This is a genomic window from Paenibacillus sp. G2S3, from assembly GCF_030123105.1.
Lineage (GTDB): Bacteria > Bacillota > Bacilli > Paenibacillales > Paenibacillaceae > Paenibacillus_AQ.
Window position 1 is genome coordinate 815,324 of record NZ_CP126095.1, and the last position, 12,617, is coordinate 827,940.

Genomic DNA, 12,617 nt, shown 5'->3' on the forward strand with positions numbered 1-12,617 from the left:
ACTTAGGGTAGAGATGCCCGTAGATACACATAAAGAAGACGCTAGGGGATTACCCTGAGCGTCTTCTTTATATCGTTTTCGTTTTCAGTTTTTCTAAAAGATCTTTCCACCAGTGAATAGATTGCTCTAGTTGAGAAACGTAGTAGCTTTCCATGAAATCTACGACTTCACGAGTGGAGCTAACTACATCTATTTGATGGTAAATTTGATTTAATTGATCTTTTCTTATCAGTGACTGTTCAATTTTCTTCTCGATAATAGGGATCACTTTATCAGTCTCTACAAAACGAAGATTCACAAGAGCGACAATCATCTCTGAAATAGATTCTGCATTTTCTATTACCTTATAAATTTTGAGCGGAAGTTCTTTACGCCCTTTATCAGTAATGGAAAACACCTGTTTGTCTGGGCGATGTTCTTCTTTGATAATCTCTACCTGTTCAACTAAGCCCTGTTTCGAAAGAGATTCAAAGTGATAATATAGCTTGCTTTCAGATAGATTGAGCAATTTATCAAAAGGAATAGGGGTGGATAGTTCTTTTTTTAATTTATAAGGATAATTATTTTCATCCATTAACTTACTTAAGATATAAATTTGAATTGACATCACAGAACCCACTCCTAATTGTTGGCTAAACTCTATCTTACCAAACCTAGGCGGTTATTTCAGCTGTATTTTTAACTTCAACGGGCAGTATAGCTTCTTTAGTCACAGGGACAGGTTTATGAACAAACCGGACGATTACAATGTTAATCATCATAGCCCCGGCAAATACGCCTGCTAATCCCCATAAGAAGGGTGCTGGACTGATGGAACCAAACATTTGTGCCAAATAAGCTTGTACAGAATAATACATCGGTGTGATGCGGCCGAACCAATCATATGGTGTATACATCATATCACGAGGCATGGTAGCACCATTGGCGATGGTTTGCATGAGCAGGATTGGAATATTTAAGACCATACCGCCTTCGCCAACTAGGAAGACCATAATCGCACATACGTTAAATGCAGCCATATACATTAGAATTTGCTGAGCACCAACTGGTAACAGTAAGGATAGGTCTACATCTGCAATAGAGAATGCTATGGCTAAAGCAACGACTGTTGATAATACAGCGATTAATAAAGCTGTTAATTGAACGAACATAAACAGTTTTGTCTTGCTCGCTTTCCCGCGGTTCGCTTTAAAAGAAGCAACTAATTGCATGGATGCAATCATTGCCCCAACATAACCAGCCATAGTTAAGAACATAGGTAGCATGTTGTTGTGCATGCCGTCCGGAACATCATTGATGACAACATAATTCCCGACATAACTATTTTCAATTTGTGTAGCCATTGCGGTTGCTTGTTCTTCTGGTACGTTAAAGTTCATTAACACACCTTTTGCGGTTTGCTCTGAGAAGTTCGCGCTTAATTGTTTGTTAATTTCTCCTACAACAGAAGACATGGCTGAAGATACCATGGTGGCAGAAGCTTCGTTGACTGTGAAATCAATACTAGCGGATACCTTACCGCTTTGAACGTTGGCGGAAAATTCTTCTGGAATATGGACAACTAGAGCTAACTTATTATGCTCTAATTCATCCATCGCCTTTTTATTCGACACATCGGTTTTTATCGTTTTGAATGGTAAGCTCTCCGAAAATTGACTCGAAATCTGAGCCCCATATTGACCTGCATCATCATTGACGATAGCAATTTTTAAATCATCCATGTTCCCTGGAAGTGCTGTATACCCTGGTAAGAAAATACCAAGCATCGCAATGGCATAGAACACACCCATAAAAATAGAACCAATGGCTCCTTTGGACTTCAAAAACTGTGAAAACTTCAACTGTATACCTTCTTTCTTCTGAATAACACTTTTATTTTAGTACTCTAATTAAAGTACTTTTAACTGAGTGAGATTTATAGTATGATAATTCATTAGAAATGTCAAATTTAAGATACAATGGGTAAGTAGTGAATGATTAAAAAAATGAATAACTGAAGGGACTTCGGACATGAACAAGGTTATTGTAATTGGTGCAGGGATATTAGGGGCTTCAGCAGCTTATCAGCTAAGTAAGTTAGGTGCTGAGGTCATCATTATAGATCGTAAGGATGTTGGACAAGCAACGGATGCAGCAGCAGGGATTATTTGTCCATGGTTGTCTCAACGCAGAAACAAAGCATGGTATCGTCTTGCTAAAGCGGGAGCAAGCTTTTATCCGGCACTTATTCAAGAGTTGGAAGAGGCCGGAGAAGCGAAGACTGGATACGCAAAAGTAGGAGCGATATGTATTCATGATGATCTGAAAAAATTACATGCGATGAAAGAAAGAGCGGAGCTTCGCAGAGAGGACGCCCCTGAAATAGGTGAGCTTACGATGCTGACGGATCTTGAAGCACAAGAGAAGTTTCCCTTATTATCGGAAGGTTATCATGCGCTGCATGTATCGGGTGCAGCAAGAGTGGATGGACGTGAATTACGTGATGCTTTGCTAAGGGCGGCACAACGTAACGGTGCGCAAATGATTGAGGGAGATGCAATTCTTGAGCATGATGATCATGAAATTAAAGGGGTTCGCGTAGGAGAACAGACATTCACAGCTGATGAGGTGATTGTGTGCGCAGGGGCTTGGTCCAATGTGGTGCTTCATCCGCTCGGGATCATGCTCCAGGTGCGTTATCAGAAGGCTCAAATTATGCACTTGAAGCTTGCTGAACAAGCGAGTACAGAGCAATGGCCTGTGGTAATGCCGCCTACAGATCAATATATCCTTGCATTTGCGGATCAAAATATCGTAGTAGGTGCTACTCACGAAAATGATGTTGTGGGTTATGATACCTCTGTAACCGCAGGTGGAATGCAAGAAATTTTAAATAAAGGTCTTCAAACGGCTTCCGGTCTTGCAGATTGCAGCCTAAATGAAATAAGAGTAGGCTTCCGTCCATTTACAGCAGATTTTCTTCCCGTGTTGGGCAGGGTTCAAGGATGGAATAAACTAATTGTTGCTAATGGACTAGGTTCATCGGGATTAACGATGGGACCCTTTCTTGGTGAGCAGCTATCCAAGCTAGCCATGGATCAACAGGTTGATATTCCGCTTGAAGATTATGCATTAGAGCATGCGATAAATGAGTAGTGAAAAAAGGAAGGTCAGCGATTCGATCCGCTAAGTGCCACCATACGTATTCCTCAAAACGACAGAGATGTCGTTTTTATTTTTTTCTAACTAAACATATATTCCTGCTTATTGTAAGACGCTCTCAAAAAAGCTATTTCTCTGCAAACTTGGTGCCCTTCTGTTTGGCATTAGTCAACTCTAGATGCCTCTTCGAGAGAATGAATGAGAAATCTATGATCGATCGGTGAAGACATAACAATCAGGATCGTATAGGTTCCATACTTATCACATTGATTGCCAAACTCTTCAAGAGCATGTGTAGATTCGGTCACTACTTTTAATAAATAGCTGTGTTCTCCACTTATACGGTGGCACTCGGCAACTTGGGGAGATGCATGGACGAAATCAAGAAATGCCAGGCAGTCTCTAGTCCGAAACAACATATAGGCTGCCGCATTTTTTCCGATTTTTTCAGGGGAGATGATGGTGCGATATTCCTCAATGATTCCTTTCTCTTCCATTCTTCTAACTCGTTCCGTTACAGCAGGTTGGGACAGACCTACGCATTTCCCCAGTTCTGTCATTGAAATCCTCGCTTGATTTTGAAGATAGAAGAGAATTTGTTTGTCTACATGATCCACTTTGGATGCCCTCCTTTAGATTTAAGGTAATTCATTAAAACTCCTTTAATTACTTTGTTAAATCATCATAATTGATTGATTTTAATATGTAAAATGAATAATTTACATTATATAATATGACTCTCACCAAAATGATGATCTACACTTGAAAAGTTAGAGAGGATGGCTACCATTGAGAAAGTTTGATTTAAATAAGGTAGGTACAGAAGATTTACAGGCACGTATTGATGAGTCTGGAGGAAACTCCCAATGAGGCTCTCCCACTCCCGCAATAATATAATCACATTAGCTGCTATATGTTTGTCCGCATTGATGTTTGGCCTCGAAATTTCCAGTGTGCCTGTGATACTCCCTACCCTGGAAAAGGTATTGCACGGCAACCTCAAGGATATGCAATGGATTATGAACGCCTACACCATTGCCTGTGCGACAGTTCTGATGGCTGTTGGAACGCTGGCTGATCGGTATGGAAGGAGGCGTATTTTTATTATCAGCCTCATCTTGTTCGGTATTACATCTTTGATTTGTGGCTTGGCGCAAAGCACATCGGTTCTGATCGTCAGCCGGTTTCTTCAAGGCGTGGGTGCTGGCGCGATGCAGATTTGCCAGATAGCCATTCTTTCACATCGGTTTCAGGAAGGAGAAGAACGCAGCAAAGCCTTTAGCACATGGGGGATCGTGTTCGGTATCGGTCTCGGTTTTGGACCTATCATTGGCGGTATGATAGTGGCTGTATTGAACTGGCATTGGGTTTTTCTGGTCCATGTCCCACTGACCATTTTTACTTTGATCCTTGTCTTCAGCGGCGTGGAGGAGTCCAGCGATCCACAGGCGAAAAAGCTGGACATTATCGGCATCGTCACGCTTTCGTTGACGGTTTTTGGCCTGGTCTATTTTATCACACAAGGGTCGGAACTTGGCTTTACCAGTACAGCATCCATCAGCACCCTTGTTGCAGTGGCGATAAGTTTCATTGTATTTCTATTTGCGGAGAAGCACAGTGCCCATCCAATGTTCGACTTTTCCGTATTCAAGATACGTAATTTTTCTGGTGCTCTCCTTGGCTCCATCGGGATGAATTTCAGTTTTTGGCCATTCATGATCTATCTTCCGATTTATTTCCAGAGCGGGCTTGGTTACGGCATCGTAATCGCCGGGTTGTCTGTTCTGGCTTATGCACTGCCCACCCTGGTAATTCCGCCTCTGGCAGAGCGATTTTCGCTCCGCTATCAACCGCGCATAGTTATCCCATTGGGTCTATTCGTTATCGGCTGGGGCTTCATTTTGATGAAGTATGGCAGCGGCGGCGATCACGCCAGCTGGTTGACTATGCTCCCCGGCTCTCTGTTGGCTGGTATTGGGCTGGGATTAACCAACACGCCTGTGACCAACACGACTACCGGCTCGGTACCTAGTACCCGTGCAGGCATGGCTTCCGGCATAGACATGAGTGCCAGATTAATCAGCCTAGCCATCAACATCGCCGTAATGGGCTTCATTTTACAGGAAGGCATCTTTTCTTATTTGAAGAGGGCTCTCCCTGAGACTGTCGATGCATTACAATTGCGATCTTTGGCCGAAAAAACAGCTGCCGGAAACACTTCGTCTCTCCATCAGGGTTTTCCAGAACTATCCTCACTGGATGCATCCGGAGCTATCGTCCATGCATCACTTGTACACGGCTTTGGTTTGGTGATGCTCTATGGCGGTATTGGTGTCTGGGTTTTGGCCGCGATCAGTTTTATTATTTTTGGATCCAAGAGAGCATTGTTGCATAAGTAGAGGGTCAAAACTATCGCGCCCACAGGCGATTCGTGAGTCTGAACTGATTAAACCGCCTAGTATTATGACGTAAAGTGCGTTGCATTATTGCTTTGGAACGGTACTGAAAAGAAGTAACCTATAAAAACCCCTTCTAGCGAAGGTTTTTTTTATCCTTTATACTGAAAAGACCAATTTATCTTCCTAGGAGTTGTCTAACGAATCATGATAAAGAAAGAAGTCGCGCATATACGCAAGCAATTTAAGCTAGATCACGATTTAATGAATATTTACGATATTCTCAACGTGTATATTATGAAGGAAAGCAACGAGATCTATCATTGGGAGCGCCTGCCGTTTGGAATGGTGGATAGAGAGAAGCAGGAGCTGTATATGGGCAATTTCAAAAAGCTCTTGACCGGCGAACTGGATCAGAAATTGTTCGAGTTGAAGTTTCAGGCGGAAGCGGAGGAACCAGCGCAGGTGATGCTTCACCAAGCTTTGGTGACAGGGGATCCAGATGAATGGCAGGACCTGATGCTGCTGTTGGTGGACAGAATGATGGCGGATACTCATTATGAACGGGATACGGTGATCACTTTCGTTCGCGGACAGTATTACCGCCCGACCAAAGATAGAAACGATGAAGCCGAGGAAAGTGAGAAAAACGAAATGTTCGCGCATCCGTTTATTCTATGCAGCGTGAATTCCACGGAGAAGCAACGGAAAGCTCTCTTATTTGATTATGTGGAAAGGGAATTTAAGTACAATGTCATTGTAGATCCGATCGTCAAGTTAAGTACGCCGGAGCAGGGCTTCTTTTACCCAAGCGTGACGGATAATTATTCCGATGTGAACCGCATTCTATATTGTACGGGAAAATCGAACTTTCCAGATCCGCATTTCATCGAGCAGGTCTTGAACGCCGAAAGATCCGTGACGGCACTGGAAGAGAGAGCTATTTTCGAAGACATTGTGAAGGAAGTGGCGGGCGAACAACTTGACGCGACCACCATTGCTCAGTTGTACGAGGAAATCCATCAGGTCATCGAAACCAATCAAGATGAAGAAGAACCTCCTAAGCTCGACTATAGAGATGTAGAACGTGTGCTGAAGGTAAGCGGGGTTGAAGACGTGACGATGGAAAAAGTGGAACGTGCGTTTGAAACCATCGTAGACGACAAGCACTATGAAATGAAGGCAAGTAGTGTGATGCCGAAATTCACTACAAAATCGATAAAGATCGAAACAAAGGTAGCTACGATTTCGGTCAGTCCGCAGGATTTGAAATATGTGAAGCAAGTGAATTATCAAGGTAGACGTTGCATTTTGATTGAGGTTGACGAAGATGCTGTGATCGAAGGATTTACACTCACTACAGAAACACTTTAGATTTTTTAATAGCGGGCTATCCTTAAAGTCTTTTATCAAGACTTGGGATAGCCCTTTTTGTATCAAATATGGTACTTAAAGATATAGTTGATATATTCTTTTGCACTAGTATTAATTTCTTCATCGCTGGCTTGAAATGAAGTTCCAAGCGTTGTAGCCTTTGAATAGGTTTGCGCGTCATTTGAATCAAACTGATTTTACAGAATTGTTATCAAACTATTAAAAAAAAGTAGGGTTGTTCAAATCCCATGGTATAGCCAATGAAAGCGTTTCTATTGATTTTGCGACCGTTATCCCCGAAAGAAATTGGCATTATTTAGTGCTTGAAGTTCCTCTGATTTGGATATTTTATTTAGTTATTGTTTTATTTCAATAGGATAATGTTACCTTACCGTCACTCTGTCCTATGTTTCTAGGAATATAATGAGATTGTATTCGACACCAACCTTTATAAACCATCGGAGGAAACACAATGAAAATTAAGAAAACATTATCCGTTGCATTATGTGTAGCAGCAGTCGCATCTTTCTCATCTCAAGCAATGGCCAATCCTGTCACAACGCCAACCAGTTCAACCGTAGCATCATCCACTAATCAAGTTGGACAAAAATTTACACTAGCTGGTGTTAAAACGAACGCCAATACAGTATTGATAGCAACAAGCACGGTTGATCTTGATTTGGATGGCGTGAAGGACACTTTATATCTCATCGGTGACAAAAATGAATCTCCTGATTTCGACAACATTAATCTCATCGTTGTAAACGGCAAAACAAACAAAGTGTTAAACGCAGGGATTAAAGACTTTGGTGGTTTGAACGCGAAAATCAGCTATGTGAGTGATTTCAATAATGACCATGCACTTGATGTGATGATTACTGCGTACTCCGGTGGTAACCAAGGTTCTACCAATGCTAGAATCGTAACTTTCAAGAATGATACCCCTTCTATTATTCTGGGTGGGGATTTGAAGGTAAAAGGCGAACGTGCATTATTCAGAACATTAGAAGCAGTCGATGTGGAAAATGATGGCGTGAACGAACTGCTTGGAATCAGAATCCTCCATGGTGAAGCTACTTCAGTGGTAAAAGGCTATGAAAAAGTATGGTTTGCGTACAAAAACGGCGAATTCCAAGTTAGCAAAACAGAAACTACTAAAGAAGACCCATTTAAACAACCTGCACTTGGTGAACTGACTGTTGGCCAACCTTTCGCATTGCAAGGTGTTAACACAACAGATAAGACTGTTCTTATCAGAAAACAAGTTAACGATGTTAATAAAGACGGTGTCCAAGATAAAATCTATCTGATCGGTGACAAAGCAGATGAGCTTGGTTATGTAAGCAACATCAACCTGGTTGTTGTCGATGGCAAAACAAACACATTGAAGGATGCAAAAATCAGCGGTTTCGATGGCTTTAAACCAGAAATTCAATGGATTGGTGATTTCAACGGGGACAAAGCAAATGATGTAATGTTTACAGCATTCTCCGGTGGTAACAATGGTACAACAGATGCTTACATATTGTCTTTCACAGGTGATAAGGTACAACCACTTTTGAGTGTAAAACCTGTTGTGGATGGTAAACCAGCATTTTTCAATACTTTAGAGCAAGTAGATCTTAATAAAGATGGTGTATATGATCTGGTAGGGACTAGAAAAATTCGCGGTGACGCTGAAGCTATAGTTCTAGGTGAGGAAAAAACAACATTCACATTCAAAGACGGTGCTTTCAAGGTTGTGGGTACAGAAACCATTAAATCCGATAGCAAACCAGCGACTACACCATCAACTACAACAAGTGATTTCACCGTTGGCAAACGTTTTGAGCTTAAGGGGATTACAACAACAGCAAAAACAATCCTGCTTGCGAAACAACAAGTGGATGTAACTGGTAATGATGTTGCGGATAATGTCTTACTGATTGGTAACAAGGATGCCGCAAATGGTGGACTGGTTACAGATATCAACATCATCGTTATTGAAGGAAAAACTAAAAAAGTGATCAACAGTAATCTCAAAGGCTTCACGGGTTACCAGCCAAAAATTAACTTCGTTGGAGATTTCAACGGAGATAAATCTAAAGATGTCATGATTACTGTATACTCTGGCGGTAACAACGGCAGCACTAATGCTTACGTAGTATCCTTCAAAGATAGTGGTGTGAAAGTTCTTCTTAACGAGTACGTGAAAGTGAATGGCAAACGTTCACTCTACAATACAATGAAAGCATCTGATGTAGATAAAAATGGAGTCTATGAGATTGTTGCAACAAAAACGATTCATGGTGAAGCTACTTCCGTAATTAAAGGCGAAGAAACCGCTGTTCTTGCTTACAAAAATGGAGCATTTCAAGTTCGTTCGACAACTATGAAGAATTCGAAATAATCTTATAGCAAAAACCTAATTGTGAGGGAGTCTCCTAGTAGCCATAAAAAAGTGGCTACCGGGGGACTCTCTTTTTTGGAGTTGGATTGACTTGTGCTCTTGGTGAGAACGCCTAAAACTAAACTCTCCCTTGCTCAATGAGCTATCCGGATTCATTATTAAATTACAAAATGACCCGCTGTTCTAAAGGAGAGAAAACAATCTTATGGAACTGAAAAAAATAAATGAATCTATTTATTATTCAGAAAATGTTAGAGAAACAGACAGACCTGTTTTGGGATATGTTGTAGGTGAGAACTTTTCAATTATGATTGATTGTGGCAATTCAAAATCGCATTTTGATGCCTTTATAAAGGGTTTGGATGATCACAATCTACCACGTCCCAAATATGCTTTGATTACGCACTGGCATTGGGATCATACCTTTGGCATGCATGCTTTTGAGGGGGAATCCATAGTATCTTCAGCAACGAATGAGGTACTAAAACGATTGAAAGCGTGGAAATGGGATGAAGAGTCCGTTGTAAAACGTTTAGAGACAAAAGAAGAAATAGAATTCGCCTATAACTGTATGAAAAAAGAATATGATACGTTCGATAAGATTTCGGTCAGCACAGGATCGATTATTTTCGAGGATTCTTTAACATTGGATTTAGGGGGCATCACTTGCCAAATCCTCAAGGTAGGAGGGCCGCATGAAGCAGACTCTTGTGTTGTATATGTTAAAGAAGCGGAGGTTTTATTTGCAGGTGATGCACATAGTGGAGATTATTATCATGGAGAAGGTAAAATTGATCCCATAAAAATGAAGGAATATGTTGAGTTTTTAAAAAATCTTTCATTCACTACGTATATCCCAGGGCACGACGCCCCTATGAGCAAGGAGCAAATCATTCATGTGTTAAGTAGATTTTGTGAAGTGAAGTAAACAGGGACTCCCTTTCCCTATACCCACCCCGTAAACTCCAATATAGATGCTTTTGCAGATTGGGCTTCGGAATGTGCGGCTTTACGCCATTGTTTGGGAGATTCGCCCATAAGCTTGGAGAAACATCGGTTGAAGCTGGAAATGGACTGAAAGCCGACTTGTTCAGAGATGGAGAGGATGGAAGCATCCGTGCTTTTTAACTGCTTGCAGGCCTCTTCAATGCGGGTACTGTTTAGGAAATCTAGAGGTGCGGTCCCCATGATCTCATGGAATTTTCTGCGAAAATGAGTGGTGCTTAGATGGCACAGATCAGCCAGATCATCAATGGTGATAGGTGTCATATAGTTTTTGGTGATGTACTCCAGAACCGGAGAGATGACAAAATCACCTTTCAGGTTATGCTCTATTTCTTGCTCTGCCAAAGGTTCATTCCGGGAATGGATTCTAAGCAGTTCTATATAAAGGGATAATAATAAGCCGTAGGCGCTTTCCTGATAGTAAGGATTTTTGTGCTTCAATTCCTCTACGACCGATGTCGCAAGGGTATAAACCTTGGGATGTTCCTCCTTGTTCAAAATACAATTCATTCCCTTGATCGCCCACAAATTTGGCTCGAAGTCACTATAAGCGCTTTTGAATGAATGCTGAAAAAGGTCCTCTGGCGAAAAAAAGATATAAGACCAAAGACTAGCTTCATTTGGCGAACTATACGTGGTATGAGGCAGATACCTAGGGATGAAGGTCACATCTCCGGCTTTAAAGGGTACGGATTCACCTTTGATCTCCATGATGCCGCTATCCGAATGACAAATGCCAATCTCTAAATGGTTATGGAAATGGAGATGTTCACTTTTGATATCGGAAATCTTCCAACGTTCACCGCTTAACAGTAGAATAGGGAAGTTTATCGGCAAGCTGTAGTGGCGGTATTCAATGACGGGCTTCTTTTTTCTGGGCATATTCTCAATACTCCCATTCTTATTACGTAGGTTGAGTAGATTATAGGTTAAAGTGATTTCAAGTTCAACAATATAGATGTACTTTACAACTTGAGGAAAGGGAAAGAAGCGGTGGAGGGGAATTTTGGAACTGTAGGAGCGTTAGCGTCCGCCTTTGTCTCCGGATTTCAACCGCTAATAGCGGTACAAATCAAGAAATCTGGAGACAACAGCGGCCGGAAGTCCAACATTCCCCGGAATTGCGACTGACCCTGTACTCTTAATGGTTGAAATTGCACAGTTTAGTTATGAATATGCTTAGAATCAGACCATTTTACTCCTTACAATAGAGTTAGTAAAGCGTTTACATAGGACGGACAGCTCTCAGCGCCAATGGGGGCGTGTGCGAAAGAGAGGAGAATCAAGATGCTTCAATTAACTTATGACAGAGAAGAGATTCTAAGCGTCATCGACAAAGTAGTTAGAAAAACAATGACGATGGATTTAACATGGGACTGGCCTTGTGGTGTGGCTTATTATGGGGTATCCAGAGCTTATAAAACGACAGGTAATAAAGAGTATCTGGATATGCTTGTCGAGTGGGCAGATGAATATATCGAGCTGGGCCTGCCGGACTGGACGGTAAACACCTGTGCCATGGGCCATATGCTGATCACCTTGTATGAAGAAACAGGCAATCAGAAATATTGGGATATTGTAATGAGCAAGGTGGATTATCTGCAGAACCATGCGCTCAGATTCGGAGATCATGTGTTGCAGCATACCGTATCCGTCTCTAATGATTTTCCAGAGCAGGCATGGGCAGATACATTGTTTATGGCGGCATTTTTTCTGCTCCGTGTTGGAAGCAAATTAAACGATCAGGAAATGATCCAAGATGCCTTGAATCAATATTACTGGCATATTAAATATCTGCAAGACCCTAGCAGCGGCCTCTGGTACCATGGCTACAATAATGTGAAGCAGGATCACATGTCCGGATTATATTGGGGTAGAGCAAATGCTTGGGGCGCATATACCATGTCGCAAGTCAAAAAGCTTTTGAAGGAATGGTATTTGTATCCGCAGTGTATGGACGTGGAGTGTTCGCTGCGCGATCAATTGGCGGCACTTAAGCTTGTGCAAACGGAGAACGGCCTGTGGCGGACCGTACTGGATGACGAAGAATCCTATGAAGAAGTATCTGCCTCTTGTGGGATAGCGGCTGCAATGATCAATAACGGCAATCCGCTGCATACCAAATATGTGCAAAAGGCCCTGAAGGGTGTCCTAAGCAATATCAGCGAGGATGGACGTGTACTGGGAGTATCGGGCGGAACAGCGGTTATGAAGGACCGGGAAGGCTATCGCAATATTCCAAAAGACTGGATTCAAGGCTGGGGCCAAGGCTTAGCACTGTCTTTTCTGTCCGATATGCTTAAATAGGAGGG

The 12,617-nt window shown here is 41.9% G+C and carries 10 protein-coding genes; 6 read left to right on the forward strand and 4 right to left on the reverse strand.

What is annotated here, in order from left to right:
* Nucleotides 1–67: 67 nt before the first annotated feature.
* Complete coding sequence (locus tag QNH28_RS03620) at nucleotides 68–607, reverse strand: PadR family transcriptional regulator (protein ID WP_283910204.1); 540 nt, start codon at nucleotides 605–607, stop codon at nucleotides 68–70.
* A 46-nt stretch (nucleotides 608–653) separates the two neighbouring features.
* Complete coding sequence (locus tag QNH28_RS03625; protein ID WP_283910205.1) at nucleotides 654–1,841, reverse strand: YhgE/Pip domain-containing protein; 1,188 nt, start codon at nucleotides 1,839–1,841, stop codon at nucleotides 654–656.
* A 169-nt stretch (nucleotides 1,842–2,010) separates the two neighbouring features.
* Between QNH28_RS03625 and QNH28_RS03630 the strand changes: the two genes are divergently transcribed.
* Entirely contained in the window at nucleotides 2,011–3,135 is a 1,125-nt protein-coding gene (locus QNH28_RS03630; protein WP_283910206.1) for an NAD(P)/FAD-dependent oxidoreductase, read from the forward strand.
* A gap of 170 nt (nucleotides 3,136–3,305) precedes the next feature.
* On the opposite strand, the gene QNH28_RS03635 is transcribed toward QNH28_RS03630, so the two are convergent.
* Nucleotides 3,306–3,758: an Lrp/AsnC family transcriptional regulator gene (locus tag QNH28_RS03635; protein WP_283910207.1), complete on the reverse strand. Its 453-nt coding sequence runs from the start codon at nucleotides 3,756–3,758 to the stop codon at nucleotides 3,306–3,308.
* A gap of 249 nt (nucleotides 3,759–4,007) precedes the next feature.
* Here QNH28_RS03635 and QNH28_RS03640 point away from each other — a divergent pair, with 249 nt between their 5' ends.
* The 4 genes from QNH28_RS03640 (at nucleotide 4,008) to QNH28_RS03655 (ending at nucleotide 10,228) form a co-directional block, all read left to right on the forward strand.
* Nucleotides 4,008–5,540, forward strand: coding sequence for an MFS transporter (locus tag QNH28_RS03640; RefSeq protein WP_283910208.1), 1,533 nt, complete (start codon nucleotides 4,008–4,010; stop codon nucleotides 5,538–5,540).
* Between the two features lie 204 nt (nucleotides 5,541–5,744).
* Entirely contained in the window at nucleotides 5,745–6,911 is a 1,167-nt protein-coding gene (locus QNH28_RS03645; RefSeq protein WP_076300262.1) for a DUF4317 domain-containing protein, read from the forward strand.
* Between the two features lie 472 nt (nucleotides 6,912–7,383).
* Nucleotides 7,384–9,300: a hypothetical protein gene (locus QNH28_RS03650; protein ID WP_283910209.1), complete on the forward strand. Its 1,917-nt coding sequence runs from the start codon at nucleotides 7,384–7,386 to the stop codon at nucleotides 9,298–9,300.
* Nucleotides 9,301–9,505: 205 nt separating this feature from the next.
* Nucleotides 9,506–10,228, forward strand: a complete 723-nt coding sequence (locus tag QNH28_RS03655; protein ID WP_283910210.1) for an MBL fold metallo-hydrolase — start codon at nucleotides 9,506–9,508, stop codon at nucleotides 10,226–10,228.
* Between the two features lie 17 nt (nucleotides 10,229–10,245).
* Here QNH28_RS03655 and QNH28_RS03660 read toward each other — a convergent pair whose 3' ends face one another.
* Complete coding sequence (locus QNH28_RS03660; protein ID WP_283910211.1) at nucleotides 10,246–11,187, reverse strand: AraC family transcriptional regulator; 942 nt, start codon at nucleotides 11,185–11,187, stop codon at nucleotides 10,246–10,248.
* 405 nt (nucleotides 11,188–11,592) lie between these two features.
* On the opposite strand from QNH28_RS03660, the gene QNH28_RS03665 reads away from it, so the two are divergent.
* A complete protein-coding gene (locus QNH28_RS03665) occupies nucleotides 11,593–12,612 on the forward strand; it encodes a glycoside hydrolase family 88/105 protein (protein WP_283910212.1) in 1,020 nt (339 codons plus the stop codon).
* Nucleotides 12,613–12,617: the final 5 nt, after the last annotated feature.